The sequence below is a fragment of the bacterium genome, from assembly GCA_016703265.1.
GTDB lineage: Bacteria > Krumholzibacteriota > Krumholzibacteriia > LZORAL124-64-63 > LZORAL124-64-63 > CAINDZ01.
This window is the reverse complement of record JADJCK010000006.1, coordinates 175,214-192,510: the sequence shown is the minus strand read 5'-3', so window position 1 is coordinate 192,510 and position 17,297 is coordinate 175,214. Positions and strand designations below refer to the sequence as shown.

Sequence of the window (17,297 nt, the reverse complement as noted above, 5' to 3'; positions counted from 1 at the left end):
CCGATAGATGCCGATAACCGAACCGCTGCCGAGGAGGACCGAGACGTGCGCAGGATCCTGATCGCCGACGACGAACACAACATCCGTCATATCCTGGACTTCAGCCTGAATGTCGAGGGCTTCGACGTGATCTCCGCGCAGGACGGGGAGGAAGCCCTGGAGCTGGCTGCCAGCGAAGCGCCCGACCTGATCATCATGGATGTCATGATGCCCGGTTGTGGCGGTGTCGAGGCCTGCCGGCGCCTGAAGGCCGACACGCGCACACGGAATATACCGGTCATCCTGCTGACGGCGCGCTCGAGTCGCGAGGACCGCGAGGCGGGCGAAGCGGCCGGCGCCGCGGAGTACGTCACCAAGCCTTTCAGCCCCCAGAAGGTCATCGACCTGGTGCAGTCCATCCTCGGTGTGGCCCAGGAGTAGCCTCCGGCGGCAGCAGCGATCTCGAACAGGGCGTGGATTCGGGGACCGGCAGCCGCCGGTCCCTTGCTGTGCCGCAGGTGCGGCACGGCGTGCCGATGGACGCACCCGCCGTGCCGCGCTACCATGCCGACCCCGGGACGCGAATGACCATCGAGAGGGAAACGATGACGGCGGGTGGACAGAAGGTGGCAGGGCAGGGTCCGCGGTCCGTGCAGCGCCTCGAAGTGGCGCTTCCCGTGCCGCTGCCGCAGACGTTCACCTACCTGCACCTGCCGGGCGTGGAGCCGTCGTCGCGCGTTGTGGAAGCCGGCGACCTGGTCGAGGTCGTCTTCGGGCGTCGAAAGCACGTGGTGGGCCTGGTGGTACAGGCCGACGCGCCCGCACCGCCGCAGGCGCCGGCCGAGCCGGCGGAAGGTTCGGCGCCGGCGATCCGGCTGCGCGACATCACCCGCGTGCTGCCGGTCGAGTACCGCCTCGTGGGCGAGCGGCGGCGCCTCGCCGACTGGCTGGCCACCTATTACGCCTTGCCGCTGGGCGAGGTCGTACCGCTGTTCCACCCGCCCTCGCCGGGCACGACCGTGCGCCAGGGACGCCGCGCGGCGCCGGCGGGCTACCCGACTGTCGACGGCGCCGTGACGCACCTGACGACCGCACAGCAAGTGGCCGTTGACGACGGTCGGCAGCGCCTGGGCGGCCGCACGTTTTCGGCCGTGCTGCTGCACGGCGTCACGGGCAGCGGCAAGACCGAGGTCTACCTGACGCTGATCGCCACGGCGCTGGAGATGGGGCGTGGCGCCCTGTTCCTGCTGCCCGAGATCGCGTTGACGCCGCAGACACTGTCGCGCATCGCCGCGCGATTCGGCAACGATGTCGCCGCGGTGCACAGCGGGTTGTCGGCCGGGCAGCGCAGCCGCGTCCATGAACAGGCGGCACGCGGGGAGACGAGGGTCGTGGTCGGGCCGCGGTCGGCCCTGTTCGCCCCCGTGCGCGATCTCGGCCTGATCGTCGTCGACGAGGAACACGAGAGTTCCTACAAGCAGGACGAGAAGCCCCGCTACCATGCCCGCCACGCCGCGCTGGTGCGCGGGCGCGAGTGCGGCGCTCTGGTGGTGCTCGGGTCGGCCACTCCCGACCTCGAATCCCTCGCCAACGCGCGTGACGGCCGCTACGGATTGTGGGAACTGCCCGAGCGCATGGGTGTCCCGCTGCCGGAGGTGGCGATCGTCGACGTGCGCGGCGCCGCCTCGCCTGACGGAGTTTCGCCGGAGCTCGATGCGGCCGTTTCGGCGGCGCTCGAACGCCGTGAGCAGGTCATCCTGTTCTACAATCGACGCGGGTTCGCCCGTTCACTCCAGTGCGCCGGCTGCGGCACGGCCGCTGCGTGCCCCGACTGCGACATCGCCGTCACCTATCACCTGCGCCCGCGGCGCCTGCTCTGCCACTACTGTGGCCACACGCGACCGGTGCCCCCATCGTGCGAGGAGTGCGGACACGCCGCGTTCCTGCCCTCGGGCGCGGGTACGGAACGGCTCGAACTGCACCTGCAGGGGCGCTTTCCGCAGGCGCGTCTGCTGCGACTGGACCGCGACACCACCTCGGGGCGTGACAGCCATCACCGGATCCTCGGGGCGTTTGCGCGAGGCGAAGCCGACATCCTGCTGGGGACGCAGATGGTGGCCAAGGGGCACCACTTCCCGGGCGTGTCACTGGTGGGCGTGCTGGCCGCCGACGACGGGCTGGCCATGCCGGACTTCCGCGCGGCCGAGCGCTCGTTCCAGCTGCTGTCGCAGGTCGCCGGGCGCGCCGGCCGCGCGGCGCAGGGGCAGGTCATCCTGCAGACGTGGCAACCGGAGCACCCGGTCATCGTCGCGGTCGCGAGCCACGACTTCCGGGCTTTCGCGGCGGCGGAACTGGATGTGCGCCGGACGCTCGGCTACCCGCCCTACCGGCGGCTGGCCCGGGTCGGCATCGCCGCCCGCGCACAGGCCGAGGCGGCCGCAGCCGCCGCCGCGCTCGGAGGCGCCCTGCGCGAGCAGTTCGCCGGCGATGCCATTGTCGTACTGGGACCGGCGCCGGCCGTCTTCGAGCGCCTCATGGATCGCTACCGCTTCCAGGTGCTGCTGAAGGGCGATCTCCCGCTGCGTCACAAGGCCTGGCTGGCCGGCTGCCTGCGCACTTTGACGGTCAGCTTCCCCGGGGTGGAGGTCATGCTCGACATCGACCCGGTCTCCTCCTATTGAGGCCCGGGCCGGACCGGATTCGCGGTCGACGGCGCACCATCGGTTCTGTTATCATCAAAGATCAAGCTGGAACCGGTGGCGCCCGGAGGGTGCCCCGGGTGGGTGTGCCGTCGCCCAAGCTGCCTTTCTGAAAGGACTTCCGGATGCTCCGCTTAGCCCGCCCGCTGGCCGTCGTCATTCCGCTTTTCCTGTTCGTCACGCTGGCGGGGCTGCTGCCGGCCGTGGCCGGGGCTGCCGACCTGGATTCCCTGCGCCGCGAGATCGAGGCCAACGGCTGGTCGTTCACCGTCAACGACCATTTCACGTCGACCCTCACCGAGGCCCGCAGGGCCGGACTGCGCGGCTACGCGCCGCCACCGGGGTACGACAAGGAACTGGCGAGCCACCTCGTGATCCTGCCGCAGGACAAGACGCTGCCGTCCAATTTCAGCTGGGTCGACCAGGGCGGCGTCACCCCGGTCAAGGACCAGAGCTCGTGCGGCAGCTGCTGGGCGTTTGCGGCGACCGCCGAGCTCGAGGCCCACATGAAGATCCGGTACGGCGTGACGCTGGACCTGTCGGAGCAGCAGGTGGTCTCGTGCAACAACTACGGCGCCGGCTGTGACGGGGGCTGGGCGGATGCGGCCTATGCCGTTTTCCAGCAGAAAGGCGGCGTGCTCGAGAACTGCCACCCGTACCTCACCGCCGATCCGCCGCAGGCGCCGTGCCTCCAGGACCAGTTCCTGAAGTTCGCCTGGGTCACGGGCTACCGCTATATCAGCAACAACGTCACCCAGATCAAGACGGCGCTGCTCGATGGTCCCGTATGTACAGGCATCGATGCCGACGCGGCATTCGAGGCCTACGAGAGCGGCTGCTTCGATTCGCCGGGCAGCTACGTCAACCATCTCGTGCTCATCGTGGGCTGGGACGACCGCGCGTGCGGCGGCAACGGTGCCTGGCTGATCAAGAACAGCTGGGGTCCGGGCTTCGGGCAGTCGGGCTACATCTGGGTGCAATACGGCGCGGCCCGCACAGGGAATGATGTCACGCAGTTGACCTGCGCGCCGCCGACGACGGCCTTCGCGATCGATTCCCTGCTGGGCACCGAGCCGTTGATGGCCGGCGCCACCGTGCCGGTGACCTGGTCGACGTCCGGCGCGGGCGTGGGCACGGTCGACCTCAGGCTCGGCTGGGACGGCCTGTGCAGCGATGTCGTGATCGCCGCGGGCGTGCCCAATACGGGACACTACGACTGGGTCGTTCCCAACACCTCGGCAACCGCGGCGCGACTGTTGATCAGCGCCTCGGCCGGCACGCGCTACGGCTACGAGTTCGCGGACCGGCCGTTGCAGATCGTCGGGCACCGCACGCGCTACGTCAGTGCGGCCGGCAACAACACCGCGCCCTACGAAACGCCGGCGACAGCGGCGCATTCCATCGCCGACGCCGTGGCCGCGTGCGCCGGCCATGATACCGTCCTGGTGGCCGGCGGCGACTACACGTCGCGCATCACCGTCAGTTCCACCGTCCGGCTCCTCGGCTCCTGGAATGCCGCATTCACGGCGCAGGATCGGCTGGCCCACCCGACGCGCGTCGAGTGCGGTGGCTCGGCACTGCGGTTCAACGCGGCCGCCGGCGACTTCTCGCTGGTGGACAACTTCGTGTTCGAGAACTGCTACGGCGGCAACGGCTCGGCCCCGGTGCCGGGGCAGCATGGCGGCGCGATCTTCGTCCAGGATGCGGCGCCGACCATCCGCAACTGCGAGTTCCGGAACAACCGCGCGGCACTCGGATCGAACGTCGGGTACGGTGGTGCCATCTGCGTGCTCGGCGGGCAGCCAAGCGTGGATTCCTGCGTGTTCACCGGCAATCGCGCCACGCGCGGCGGTGCCATCAGCGCCATCGGCGCTGAGGTTGCCATCACCAACTGCACGTTCACCGCCAATGCCTGTGCCGACAGCGCCGACGGCTGCTTCGGGGCCGCACTGCACGGCCAGTCATCGCAACTGGACGTGGTCGGCGGGAGCATTGACGGCAACGGCTCCTGTTATCGCGGCGGCGCCATGTACATTGCCGGCGGCGCGGCAACGCTCACGGACGTCTCGGTGAAGGGCAATCGCGCACGCTTCGGCGGCGGCGGCTTCGCGGTTGCCGGTGGTTCGCTGGAACTCGCGCGCGGGCTCGTCGAGGGCAACACCGTCGCCCTGGGCAACGGCGGCGGCGCCGAGTTCGAGGGCGGCCTGATCGCCGCGCGCAACACGATCTTCCGCGGCAACCGCGCACCCGGTCTCGGCGGCGGCATCGTGGGACTGGGGCTCGGCGGTTCGATCGAGAACTGCCTGGTCGACGGCAACAGCGGCGGTTCGGTGGGCGGCTTGCTGGCGACGGCCTCCGGTGCGTTGGCCGTCCGCAACAACATCGTCGTGCGTAACGCCGGCGGTGGCCTGACTGTGGTGGGGGCAGGCGCCGCTGCCGATTGGAACAACGTCTGGGGGTAATCCCGGTGGCGACTATCCCGCCGGATCACAGCCCGGCGCCAACGATCTGGGGCGCGACCCGCTGTTGGCGGCCGCGCCAGGCGATTGCGCCCTCGGCGAGCATTCGCCCTGCCTGGACCGGGGCGATCCCGAACCGGCCTGTGCCGACCCCGACGGTTCCCGGGCCGATATCGGCGTGCATGGCGGCCCCGGGGCCGTCATGGTGGCCCCGCCCGCGGTGACCGGGGCGGCCGTCACGGCGCTTGGCGGCGGGCACATCCGCCTGAGCTGGACGGCGTCACCAGCCACGGACATCCACCACTACGTGGTCTATCGCGACTCGGCGTCCGCCTTCGTGCCGTCCCCGGCGAAGGCCGTGTCGATCGTGGCGCACCCCGCAGTGCAGCTGGAGGAGGCGCCGCCGGCCGGGCCGTGGTACTACGTGGTCTCGGCCGTCGATGCGACCGGCCACGCCGGCGGCTTCAGCGCGCAGGTCGCCGCCTGGTCTGCGGCGACGCCGGTACCGGACGCCGGGTTGCCCGCGGCGCTCGCGGTCGCCTCGGTCAGGCCCAACCCCTTCAATCCGCGCACCGTGGTTTCGTTCGACGTGCCGCGCACCGGCACCGTCCGGTTGGCGATCCACGACCTGCGCGGCCGCGTGGTGCGGCGCCTGCTCGACGGCAATCTGGAAGCCGGCCGGCACGAGGTGCGATGGGACGGCACGGACGAAGGCGGACGGCCGGCTGCAGCCGGCGTCTACCTGCTGCGCCTGAGGCAGGGCGACGAGGCGGTCTCGTCCAAGCTGGTACTCGCGAAATAGGGTCGGGCTCAATCGAGCCAGCGGATGAGGTCAGCCGTCTCGACGCTGCCCTCGAGGTCGAGTTGACGCAGGCCACGGGGCAGGACCCAGCGCACGCGGCCGCCCTTGCGCTTCTTGTCGGCCTGCACCAGCCGCTCCAGTTCCGCAGCCGGGGGCGCCGCGCAGCGCGTGGGCAAACCACAGGCGTCGAGCAGTTCGTTCACGCGGACGGCGAGAGTCAGTGGACACAGGCCGCGGTCGGCGGCGATGCGGAAAACGACCGCCATGCCGATCGCCACCGCCTGGCCGTGCGTCAGGGGTGATGCGGAGCCGGCGCTGTACGATTCCAGCGCATGCCCGAGCGTGTGGCCGAGATTCAGGGCGCGACGCGGTCCATGCTCGTGGAAATCCCTGCCGACGATATCCGCCTTGACCGCCGCGGCACGGCCCACCCAGGCCCGCCAGGGCAATGCTCCGAGCACACCGCTGACGGCCTCGGCATCCGGACCGGATTCCGGGCCGAACATCCTGCGCAGTTCATCCCCCGACAACTCGAGCTCGACGAACAGCCCCGGGTCGCCGATCACGGCGGTCTTGATCATCTCGGCCAGTCCGTCACGCCACCCGGCGCGCGGCAACGAGACCAGGAATCCGCAATCGACCATGATGCCGGCCGCGGGATGGAAAGCGCCGACCTGGTTCTTCAGCCCGGCGGCGTTGATCGCCGTCTTGCCGCCGATGGCGGCATCGATCATGGCCAGGAGCGTCGTCGGCACGCTCACCCAGCCGATACCGCGCTGCCAGGTGGCAGCTGCGAATCCCGCCGCATCGAGCAACGCCCCGCCGCCGATGCCGACGATGGTCCCGTCGCGCGGCACGGCGCGTTCGGCCAGCCAGGCGTAGATCCCCGCCAGCGTCTGCAGCTGCTTGACCGGTTCCCCGCCTGCCAGCACCAGCGTGCCGGAGCGGTCCGGGTCGCAGCCGTGCTGCAGTTGCTCGAGCCACGCCGGCTGCAGGCGGGCCACGGCTTCATCGACGATGTAGACCGGCGGCGGCTGGGGGATGAACCGCGACAACTCGAGTGCGGCCAGCGGGCCCAGGACGATACGGCTCGGCTGGCCGTCGAGAACCATGTCGATGATGCGGGATTCGTGGCTCACTGGCTTCCCTGTCCGCAGGCCCGGGTCGCGCGCAGCGCCAGCGACGGCCAACCGGGTAAGTCCTTGATTTGATTGTAATTTTCATTGTCGGCGCGTTAACAACCAGCCGCGTTTTGGTTTGTTTCGCTGCTGGCCCGACACTACCTTTGCCGCGTCCGATGGCAGAATCTACAACGGCGGCGGCCCGATTGCCACGGTGGCCGCGCGCGCCATCAGTCGGCAGGACACTGCCGGCACGCGACAGGAATGCAAGAACAAGGAGTGAGGCGCATGTCAGGTAAGATGGTCGAGATCCGCTGGCACGCCCGCGGCGGCCAGGGCGCCAAGACCGCTGCCATGTTCCTGGCCGAAGCGGTCCTGACGAAGGGCAAGTACGGGCAGGGATTCCCCGAGTACGGTCCCGAGCGACGCGGCGCGCCGATGCGCGGCTTCACGCGGATCTCCGACATCCCGATCCGGCGCCACTGCATGATCGAGAACCCGGGTATCGTCATCGTGCTCGATTCCAGCCTCCTGGACAGCCCCGCCGCCGGCGTGACTGCCGGGACCGCGGCGGGCACGGTTTTCCTGGTCAATACCACCGACGCGCCTGCCGTCGTCAGCAAGAAGCTGGGCGTCAAGGGCGCGAAGGTTCATACGGTCGATGCGACCGGTATCGCGCTCGAGACGATCGGGCGGCCCATCCCCAACATGCCGATGGTCGGCGCGCTTCTCGCGGTCAACGACATGTTGAGCCTGGATGAGCTCAAGGGCGCCCTCGTCGAGCAGCTGAGCAGCAAGTTCTCGCAGGTGGTCATCGACGGCAACCTGGCCGCGATCGATCGCGCCAACAAGGAGCTGGTGTCGGCATGAGCATGATCAGCACGAAAGACCTGCACGAGGGCGGCATCATCCGCGAAGCGGGCAATTCCGCCACGTACAAGACCGGCGATTGGCGCACGTTCGTGCCGCAGTTCGTCGCGGAGAACTGCATCCACTGCATGTTCTGCTGGATCTACTGCCCGGACACCGCCATCGAGATCGATGCGTCCGGTCCCAAGCCCGTCATGAAGGGCATCATCCTGGACCACTGCAAGGGCTGCGGCATCTGCGCCCACGAGTGCCCGCCCGCGAAGAAGGGCAAGGCTGCGCTCGTCATGGTCCGTGAAGAAAAATAGGCACCCGCCGGAAAGGAACCGAGGCATGGAGCAGAAACTCGTCGCACTGTCCGGCAATGAAGCGGTGGCCTATGCGTTCAAGCAGGCCCGTCCGCATGTTGCCGCGGCATTCCCGATCACTCCGCAGACGGAGATGATGCACAAGTACGCGGACTTCGTCGCCAACGGCGAGTCGTCCACGGAGATGATCCTGGTCGAGAGCGAGCATTCGGCGATGAGCGCGGCCATCGGGTCCGCTGCCGCCGGCGCCCGCACGTTCACGGCGACGAGCAGCGCCGGGTTCGCGTTGATGTGGGAAGTGGTGTATATCGCCGCCTCGTTGCGCCTGCCGATCTGCATGGCACTGGTCAATCGGGCCCTCAGCGGCAACATCAACATCCACTGCGACCACAGCGACAGCATGGGCGGCCGGGATGCCGGCTGGATCCACCTGTTCAGCGAGAACGCGCAGGAGTCCTACGACAACGCCGTGATGTCCTGGCGCATCGCCGAGCACATGGACGTTCGCCTGCCGGTGATGGTGAACTACGACGGCTTCATCATCAGCCACACCGCCGACGCCCTCTACATGCTGCCGGACGACGTGGCCTGGAAGTTCATCGGCAAGTACAAGCCGGCGTACACGCTGCTGAACCCGGAGAAGCCGATCACGGTCGGGCCCTTGGACCTGACCGACTACTACTTCGAGCACAAGACCAGCCAGCTGGCCGCCTACGACAAGGCCCCGGCGATCATCCAGCAGGTCAGCGACGAGTTCGCCGACCTCACCGGACGCCGCTACGGCTTCGCCGAGGAGTACCGGCTCGACGACGCGGACATGGTGATGGTGCTGCTGGGCTCGAGCGCCGGCACCTGCAAGGACGTCATCGACCAGTACCGCGAGAAGGGCGTGAAGGTGGGCCTGCTCAAGCTGCGCACGTTCCGTCCCTTCCCGGCCGCGTACCTGGCGAAGGTGCTGAGCGGCCGCAAGGCAGTCTGCGTGCTCGACCGCTCGGCCAGTTTCGGCGGCCAGGGCGGCCCGCTGTTCATGGAGACCCGCTCGGCCATGTACGGCCTGCAGGTGCCCGTGCACGGTTACATCTACGGGCTGGGCGGCCGCGACTTCGACCTGAAGCAGGCGGCGACGGTCATCGAGAACCTGCAGAAGGTCGCCGCCGGCGGCGAACTCAAGGACATCAACCTGCTGGGCGTCAGGCTCTAGGAAGGGAGGCACGACATGGCTGTCAATCTCAAGCAGTTGACCCAGAACGAGGACCTCCTGGCCGGGGGCCACCGCGCCTGCGCGGGCTGCACGGGCGCGAATATCCTGCGCCAGATCATGCTGACGGCGGGCCAGGACACCGTCGTGGGCGGCGCCACGGGTTGCATGGAGGTCATCACGACCATCTTCCCGTACACCGCCTGGAAGACATCGTTCATCCACAGCGCGTTCGAGAACTGCGCGGCGACCATCAGCGGCGTCGAGACCGCGTACCGCTCGCTCAAGAAGCACGGCGAGCTGCCGGTGCAGCGCGACAAGATGAACTTCATCGCTTTCGGCGGCGACGGCGGCACCTACGACATCGGCCTGCAGTCGCTGTCGGGCGCCATGGAGCGCGGCCACAACATGCTGTACGTCTGCTACGACAACGAGGCGTACATGAACACCGGCATCCAGCGCTCGAGCGCGACGCCGCTGGGCGCGCATACCTCGACGGCGCCCGCCGGCTCGGTCAAGCAGGGGAAGGAACAGAACCGCAAGGACCTGACGAAGATCCTCGTGGCGCACAACATCCCCTACGTGGCGCAGACCACGCCGTACCACTGGAAGGACCTGGCCACCAAGGTGGAGAAGGCCCTGGCCTGTGACGGCCCCGCGTTCATCAACATCCTCATGCCGTGCACGGTGGGCTGGCACTTCGACCCCGCCATCGGCATGGAGCTGGCCAAGGAAGCGGTCGAGAACAACTTCTGGCCGCTGTTCGAGGTCGAGAACGGTGTCTACACCATCAACCACAAGCCGAAGGACCCGGCGCCGGTGGTCGAGTGGATGAAGAAGCAGGGCCGCTTCAAGCACCTCTTCAAGCCGGGCAACGAGCACCTCCTCGAGGCCAGCCAGGCGACCGTGGACAGGGAGTGGAAGAAGCTGCTCAAGCTGGAGGCATCGACGCAGGACTGAACGGGGCCCCGACGGTCCGTCAGCACATGCACGCAGGGGAGCCCGGGCGGCAACGCCCGGGCTCTTTTCCATGTGCGGCGGCGCCGTTGCCGTGGTCGGGCATTGTCAGCGGGGCGGACGTGACGTTATCGTGGGCAGTTCCTGAACGGAACCGGGCGCCGGGGGAGAGGACCGCATGAACCGTCGCATTCTGGTGGCTTTGGCCATCGCCTTCGGGGGCGCCGTACTGCTCTCGTTCACCGAGGCGCCGGTGCGCACCATCTGGCCGCCGTTGGCCGCCCTGCTGGTGATCGCCACGACGCGCCACGCCCTGGCCGGCCTGCTGGCGGGCGCGTTCGCCGGTGCCCTCATGCTGGCCGGCGGCGACCCCTGGCAGGCCCTACCTTGGCCTGTTCGCCGACCATCTGGCGCCCAGCCTGCGCAGCAGCTGGAAAGTGGGCGCGGTGGCCTTCACGCTGGTCCTGGGCGGCTTTGCCGCCGTGCTCGAGCGCGGGGGCGGCTTCGCGGCGCTCGTGCAACGATGGGTGCGGCCCGGGCCCGGCGCCGCCCGCAGGCTCGAGACGGCCGCAACCGGGCTGGGGATGGTCTGTTTCTTCGACGGCCTGGCCAACAGCATGGTCGTCGGCCGCGTCTGCCGTGAACTCGGCGATCGCAGCGGCGTCCCGCGCGTGAAGCTGGCCTACATCGTCGACTCGACGTCCTCGGCAGTGGCCTGCGTGGCCCTGGTCTCGACCTGGATCGCGTTCCAGTTGTCGATGATCGCCGAGTCCTTCGCCATGGCGGGAAGGCCGGCCAATCCCTATACCGTCTTCCTGCATTCGCTGCCCTACAATTTCCACTGCTGGTTCACCATCGTCCTGCTCTTCGTCGCGGTGAGGGCGCGCTTCCACCCGGGGCCGATGGGCGCGTACGAACGTGCCGCCCTGGCGGGGCGGGCAGGCGGGCCGGCGGCCTCCACGGATGACGGCGGCCAGGTCATGTCGCGGGGCACCTTCGGCCCGGCCGCGCGCGCCACGCTGCTGCCGATCGGCGTGCTGCTCGCGACCTTCCTCGCCGGCTTCGTGGCCCTGGGTGCGCCGCGACCGCTCTGGCCCCTGTCGCGGGAGAAGGTGGTGGCGGCCTTCGGATCGGACGCGGGCCCGCTCGTCCTGGTGCTGGCCGGCCTCGTCGCCACGCTGGCTGCCGTGGCCTGGTACCCTCGCGGGGCGTCAGGGGGGCGCGGGGCGATTCCGGGCGCCTTTGCCGGTGGCGTCCGCACGATGGGCGGGGCGATCTGGATCCTGCTCGCGGCCTGGATGCTGGGCAGCGTGCTCGAGGCGCTGGGCACCGCTCGTGCGCTCACCGCACTGCTGGTGGCCAGCGGCACGCTGGCCCTGATGCCACTGTTGACCTTCGTCACCGGTGCGGCCATCTCCTTCGCGACGGGCACCTCGTGGGGCACCATGGGCATCCTGTTCCCGCTGGCGGTGCCTGCCGCCGCCGCTGCCGGCGGCGACGAGCAGTTGCTTCACGTCATCGTGGCTGCGGTGTTCAGCGGCGCCGTCTTCGGTGACCACTGCTCGCCGTTCAGCGACACGACTGTCGTGACGGCGATCTCCTGCGGCGTCGAGACGCACGACCACGTCGTCACGCAGATGCCGTACGCGCTCATCGCCGCGACCGTGGCCTGCCTTGTAGGCTTCCTGCCGGCCGGGCTGGGCTTCCCGGTTGCCGGGTCGCTCGTGCTGGGGACCGCACTGATCCTGTTGCTGCCGCGACTGTGGCCCGGCGCCGTGACCCGCGGGGGAGGACCGATGAGAGACCTGCGATCCGAGTTCCTGCTGCGCCCGGATGTCGTGTTCCTCAACCACGGCTCGTTCGGGGCGTGCCCGCGACCGGTGTTCGACGAGTACCAGCGTTTGCAGCGTGAGCTGGAGGCCGAGCCGGTCGACTTCCTGCACACGGCGCGCACGTTGCCGGGCCGGCTGGCCGCCGCGCGCGCCGAACTGGCTGCGTTCGTCGGCGCGCAGCGCGACGACCTCGTCTTCGTCCCCAACGCCACCTGGGGCGGGAACGTCGTGGCGCGCTCGCTGCGCCTGTCTCCGGGTGACGAGGTACTCACGACCGATCACGAATACGGCGCCATGGAGCGCACCTGGACCTTCGCCTGCGAAAAGGCGGGCGCGAGCCTCGTCCGCTGCCGCTTGCCCCTGCCCCTGGGCGGGCCGCAAGAGGCCGTCGACGCCGTCTGGCGCGGGGTCAGCAGCCGGACGCGCGTGCTGGTGATCAGTCACATCACATCGCCGACTGCGCTGGTCCTGCCCGTGGCCGAACTGGTACACCGTGCGCGTGAACAGGACATCTTCACCTTCATCGACGGTGCGCACGCGCCGGGTCAGGTCCCGCTCGACCTCGACGCGCTCGGAGCCGACTGCTACACCGGCAACTGCCACAAGTGGCTGCTGTCGCCGAAGGGGGCCGGCTTCCTGCATGTGCGACGGGACCGCCAGGAACTGGTCGAGCCCCTGGCCGTCAGCTGGGGCTGGCGCGCCGACCAGCCCGGGCCCAGCCGATTCGTCGACGAGCACGACTGGACAGGCACGCGCGACCCTTCCGCCTGCCTGTCCGTACCCGCGGCGCTGGCGTTCCGTCGCGAACACGACTGGGATCGCATCATGGCCGGCTGCCGCGACCTGACCCGCGAAGCCCGTCGCCTGCTGCTGGCGGTGACCGGACAGGCCGCTCCGTGCCCCGAGGAACCGTGGCTGGCGCAGATGGCAGCGGTGCCTTTGCCGCCGGTCGACCCGGTGCGCCTGGGCACGGCCCTGCGTGAGCGGCACAAGATCGAGGTTCCGGTGACCATGCACGACGGCAAGCCCTGGTTGCGCGTCTCCCTCCAGGCCTACAACAGCCTGCGCGACATCGAGATGCTGGTCGCGGCGCTGCGCACCGAGCTCTGAGCGCCCAGCCCGGGCTTCCGGCAGCGCCCTGGCCGCCGCGTGGAGCAGGGAAAATAATTGTGGCAACAACTATCGCGCTAACATATAATGGGCCGGTGCCCGAAAGGAAGATGGCCAGGGATGACACTGCGGCAGGAACTCCGGATGAAGCGGAAGTTCAGTTTCCCGGAAGAGGAACTGAACCTGAACCTGCAGCGTACCGTGGGGCTGCTGGGCAAGCCGGTGTACGGCTTCCTCAAGGCCCACGGCCTCAGCCTGGCCCAATACAACATCCTTCGCATCCTGCGCGGACAGCCCGAGCGGCGGTTGCCCTGCCGCCAGATCGGACTGCGCATGGTGACGCGGGAGCCCGACGTCACCCGCCTGCTCGATCGTCTGGAAAAGGACGGGCTGGTGGAGAGGGTGCGTTCGGGCACGGACCGCCGGGTGGTCATGATCTCGATCACGGCGGCAGGGCTCAGGTTGCTGACGGCGCTCGACGAGCCCATGCGGCAGATCCACCGGGACTCACTCGGGCACCTGACCCGGGCCGAGATACGAGAATTGAACCGGCTCCTGGTCAAGGCCAGGCAGCCTTTCCTCGAAGGAGAGGACCATGAATAAGCAGATGCGGCGACTGTTCCCGATGCTGATCCTCGGCCTGTTGACCATGGCGATGCCCGCCCTCGGCGCGGAATACGAGATCGACACCGCGCACAGCGCCATCGCCTTCAAGATCAAGCACCTGACGATCAGCAGCGTCAAGGGCACCTTCGACGACTTCAGCGGCACCTTCACGTTCGACCCGGCAAGCCCCGCCTCGGCAGCGGTCGAGGCCGTCATCCAGACGGCGTCCATCAGCACCGGCAACGAGAAGCGCGACGAGCACCTGCGCGCGCCCGACTTCTTCGATGCCGCGCAGTTCCCGACCATCACCTTCAAGTCGACCGGCCTGACGATGTCGAGCCCGACCGAAGGCATGCTCAAAGGCAACCTGACGATGCACGGCGTGACGAAGGAAGTGGCGCTGGCCCTGACCTTCAACGGGACGATCAAGGATCCCTGGGGCAACGACAAAGCCGGCTTCTCGGCGTCCGGCAAGGTCGATCGCACCGAGTTCGGCCTGTCGTACGGGAAGGTCATGGAAGGCGGCGGGTTGATGATCGGCAACGATGTCGAGTTCAACATCGAGATCGAGGCGACGGCGAAGAAGTAGTCGCTTCCGGCGGTTTCGCCCGAGGGAGTCCGGCCTGGCCGGGCTCCCTTTCCCTTGCCGGCACCGCCTAAGCGGGGCCGTCACCACGGGTGGCGGCCAGGACGACGAACCTCGCATCGCCGTCCACCAGTTCATGGCTGCCGAAGATGCGGTCGATCTTGACGTGGTGCCCAAGGTGGCGATTGCCGACGACCAGCAGGCGGCCGCCCGGGCGCAGCGCCGCCCGCGCCTGCGTGAACAACCGGGCGGCGGCGACATCGGCCACCGCGTGGCCGTCGTGGAACGGCGGGTTGCACACCACCAGGTCCAGCGTGGCCGGTTGCGCATCGGCCAGTCCGTCCCCGACGTTGAATGCCACCCGTGACGCATCACCGAAAACGCCGGCGTTGCGCGCGAGGTTGGCCATCGCGCAGGCCACGGCGCGATGCGATGCGTCGACGCCCAGAACCTGCGCACACGGGCAACGGCGCGCCAGGGCCAGCGCCAGGACACCGTCCCCACAGCCGAGGTCGACGGCCGCGAGCGGCGTCTCCACCGCCGGAAGGTGCCGCAGCAGCAGGGCGGCGCCGCCGTCGAGGCGACCGCCCCCGAAGACGCCCGGTGCACCGCACAGGGCGAGCCCGTCCGCGGCCAGATCGTACCCCGCCGATTCAGGGACCGGTCCGGGGGGCGGCGCCGTGAATCGTGCCGGGCCCAGTCGCGCCTTCTTCCAGCCGGGTGTAGTCGGCGCGGGCCCGATCAGGGACTCGAGCAGCCGCCAGGCGCGGGTCGGCGTGTGCTTGATCATGCCGCCGGCCACGACTTCGGCGCCCGGCGCCAGCACTTCCCGCAACCGTCGCAGCGTGTCGCTGAAGGCGTCGAGGTCCTTGGCAATGCGCACCAGGGCGAGGTCGAAGGGCCCGGCCGGCAGCTCCGTCGCCGGCACGAAGGGCACCGCATCGGCCGCCAGGCCGTTCGCACGGAGGTTGGCCGCGAGGGCCAGGCGCCCCAGTTGCGAGTCTCCCCAGGCCACGGGGTGCAACCCTGCCAGAGCCACACCGAGGGCGCCCCAGTGGTCATCGACCAGGAGCACACGCACTCCGGGCGCCACCGCGTGCTCGCGCAACCGCCGCAGGAAATACTCGTCGGCGGCGTCCCAGGCCTGCAGGCTGTCGGCGGCAATGGCCGGCCAGCGACCGATCGTCAGTTCCCGCCCTTCGAGTGACTGCCAGCCCATCTTTCCCCCGGGCGCTGCCGCCGCGCCACTTCAGCATCGCCAGTTGCCGCCGATCCGTATACGCTGAACCCGGACCCGGAACCCGACCGGAGCGTGACGATGACCCAGCCTGTCGCCGACTTCGCGCCTTTCGACGCCCTGATGCGCCGCGAGGGACTGCCCGAGATCGCGATCCGCACGTTCGCACAGTACTACGCGCAACTGGCCGCCGGCCAGACCGGGCTGCTGCCCGAAGCCGACCTCGAGCCGGCCACCGGCATTCCTGACGCCGAGGCGCTGCCGGCTTCGCTGGCCGCTGCCGGTCGCCGGGCCCTGCCGCACACGGTGATGCTGAAGCTGAACGGCGGCCTCGGCACGGGCATGGGGCTGGAGCGGGCCAAGTCGCTGCTGACGGTGAAGGACGGGCTGACGTTCCTGGAGATCATTGCGCACCAGGCGCGCACGGCGGACGTGCCGCTCCTGCTCATGAACAGCTTCAGCACGCGCGCCGATTCGCTGGCGCTCCTGGCCGGGCAATCGCTGCCCGACCGCGGCCTGCCTGCCGATTTCCTGCAGCACAAGGTGCCCAAGGTGCGCGCCGACGACCTGCGGCCCGCCGACTGGCCCGCCGATCCGGACCTGGCCTGGTGTCCTCCCGGGCACGGCGACCTCTACACCGCGCTGGTTACGAGCGGCGTGCTTGAACGCCTCCTGGCCGGTGGATTCCGCTGGGCTTTCGTCTCCAATGCCGACAACCTCGGGGCGACCATCGACCCGGTTATCCTCGGCCATGTCGTCGCATCGGGCGCGCCGCTGGTGATGGAGGTGGCCGATCGCACGGCGGCCGACCGCAAGGGCGGGCACCTGGCCCGTCGGCGCGACGGGCGGCTGATCCTGCGCGAGGTGGCGCAGTGCCCGCCGGCCGACGAAGAGGCCTTCCAGGACATCGCTCGCCACCGCTACTTCAATACCAACACGCTTTGGCTGGACCTGCCGGCGCTGGATGCGGTGCTGCGCCGCGACGGCGGAATCATGCGCCTGCCGATGATCCGCAACCGCAAGACCCTCGACCCACGCGATCCCGCCTCGCCCGCGGTCTACCAGCTGGAAACGGCGATGGGCGCGGCCATCGAGACGTTCGCAGGCGCCGGTGCCCTGCGTGTGCCCCGGGCGCGATTCGCGCCCATCAAGCACACCAGCGACCTGCTCAACGTGCGCTCGGACAACTTCCTGCTCACGGAAGACCACCGGGTGGTGCCCAATCCGCAGCGGGAGCTGCCGCCCGCCGTGATCGACCTCGATCCGGCCTACTACCGCTTTGTCGACGACCTTGAACGGCGATTCCCGGGCGGCCCGCCCTCGCTGCTTGCCTGCAGCCGCCTGGTGGTCCGCGGCGATGTCCGCTTCGGGCGCGGCGTTGCGGCAAGCGGTGACGTCGTTGTCGAGGCTGCCCCGGGCACGATCCGCGTCATTCCCGATGGGGCCAGATTATGAGGATAATCCTTATGTTGTATATTGTGAATCAACGGTTTAGGGCATAATTGCGGTCAAGGCGCCGCTTCAATGTGCCGAAAT

At 69.2% G+C, this 17,297-nt stretch carries 14 protein-coding genes; 12 read left to right on the top strand and 2 right to left on the bottom strand.

Going from position 1 to position 17,297, the window contains the following annotated elements; translation table 11 throughout:
* Positions 1 to 45: 45 nt before the first annotated feature.
* The 4 genes from IPG61_12675 to IPG61_12660 all read left to right on the top strand — a co-directional run bounded on the left by IPG61_12675 (position 46) and on the right by IPG61_12660 (position 5,939).
* Complete coding sequence (locus IPG61_12675; GenBank protein ID MBK6734910.1) at positions 46 to 420, top strand: response regulator; 375 nt, start codon at positions 46 to 48, stop codon at positions 418 to 420.
* A gap of 95 nt (positions 421 to 515) precedes the next feature.
* Positions 516 to 2,660, top strand: a complete 2,145-nt coding sequence (priA, locus tag IPG61_12670) for a primosomal protein N' (GenBank protein MBK6734909.1) — start codon at positions 516 to 518, stop codon at positions 2,658 to 2,660.
* A gap of 143 nt (positions 2,661 to 2,803) precedes the next feature.
* Positions 2,804 to 5,140, top strand: a complete 2,337-nt coding sequence (locus tag IPG61_12665; GenBank protein ID MBK6734908.1) for a hypothetical protein — start codon at positions 2,804 to 2,806, stop codon at positions 5,138 to 5,140.
* Between the two features lie 64 nt (positions 5,141 to 5,204).
* Positions 5,205 to 5,939, top strand: a complete 735-nt coding sequence (locus IPG61_12660) for a T9SS type A sorting domain-containing protein (GenBank protein MBK6734907.1) — start codon at positions 5,205 to 5,207, stop codon at positions 5,937 to 5,939.
* An 8-nt stretch (positions 5,940 to 5,947) separates the two neighbouring features.
* Here the strand turns inward: IPG61_12660 and IPG61_12655 are convergent, their stop codons facing one another.
* Entirely contained in the window at positions 5,948 to 7,078 is a 1,131-nt protein-coding gene (locus tag IPG61_12655) for a 3-dehydroquinate synthase (protein MBK6734906.1), read from the bottom strand.
* Between the two features lie 270 nt (positions 7,079 to 7,348).
* Here IPG61_12655 and IPG61_12650 point away from each other — a divergent pair, with 270 nt between their 5' ends.
* The 7 genes from IPG61_12650 to IPG61_12620 all read left to right on the top strand — a co-directional run bounded on the left by IPG61_12650 (position 7,349) and on the right by IPG61_12620 (position 14,527).
* Positions 7,349 to 7,930, top strand: a complete 582-nt coding sequence (locus tag IPG61_12650) for a 2-oxoacid:acceptor oxidoreductase family protein (protein MBK6734905.1) — start codon at positions 7,349 to 7,351, stop codon at positions 7,928 to 7,930.
* Positions 7,927 to 8,235 carry a 4Fe-4S dicluster domain-containing protein gene (locus IPG61_12645; protein MBK6734904.1) on the top strand — a complete coding sequence of 103 codons (309 nt, stop codon included), beginning with the start codon at positions 7,927 to 7,929 and terminating at the stop codon, positions 8,233 to 8,235. The genes IPG61_12650 and IPG61_12645 overlap by 4 nt, the downstream gene beginning before the upstream one ends.
* A gap of 25 nt (positions 8,236 to 8,260) precedes the next feature.
* The gene (gene porA / locus IPG61_12640) at positions 8,261 to 9,436 is read left to right on the top strand and encodes a pyruvate ferredoxin oxidoreductase (protein ID MBK6734903.1); all 1,176 of its coding nucleotides are present in this window, start codon (positions 8,261 to 8,263) and stop codon (positions 9,434 to 9,436) included.
* Positions 9,437 to 9,451: 15 nt separating this feature from the next.
* A complete protein-coding gene (locus IPG61_12635; GenBank protein MBK6734902.1) occupies positions 9,452 to 10,393 on the top strand; it encodes a pyruvate ferredoxin oxidoreductase in 942 nt (313 codons plus the stop codon).
* Positions 10,394 to 10,734: 341 nt separating this feature from the next.
* The gene (locus IPG61_12630; GenBank protein MBK6734901.1) at positions 10,735 to 13,332 is read left to right on the top strand and encodes an aminotransferase class V-fold PLP-dependent enzyme; all 2,598 of its coding nucleotides are present in this window, start codon (positions 10,735 to 10,737) and stop codon (positions 13,330 to 13,332) included.
* A gap of 120 nt (positions 13,333 to 13,452) precedes the next feature.
* Positions 13,453 to 13,935 (top strand): MarR family transcriptional regulator, encoded by a 483-nt coding sequence (locus IPG61_12625; protein MBK6734900.1) that lies wholly within the window; start codon positions 13,453 to 13,455, stop codon positions 13,933 to 13,935.
* A complete protein-coding gene (locus IPG61_12620) occupies positions 13,928 to 14,527 on the top strand; it encodes a YceI family protein (GenBank protein ID MBK6734899.1) in 600 nt (199 codons plus the stop codon). The genes IPG61_12625 and IPG61_12620 overlap by 8 nt, the downstream gene beginning before the upstream one ends.
* A gap of 67 nt (positions 14,528 to 14,594) precedes the next feature.
* On the opposite strand, the gene IPG61_12615 is transcribed toward IPG61_12620, so the two are convergent.
* Complete coding sequence (locus tag IPG61_12615; protein ID MBK6734898.1) at positions 14,595 to 15,743, bottom strand: methyltransferase; 1,149 nt, start codon at positions 15,741 to 15,743, stop codon at positions 14,595 to 14,597.
* Positions 15,744 to 15,884: 141 nt separating this feature from the next.
* Here IPG61_12615 and IPG61_12610 point away from each other — a divergent pair, with 141 nt between their 5' ends.
* Positions 15,885 to 17,216, top strand: a complete 1,332-nt coding sequence (locus IPG61_12610) for a UTP--glucose-1-phosphate uridylyltransferase (protein ID MBK6734897.1) — start codon at positions 15,885 to 15,887, stop codon at positions 17,214 to 17,216.
* The last annotated feature ends 81 nt before the right edge of the window (positions 17,217 to 17,297 follow it).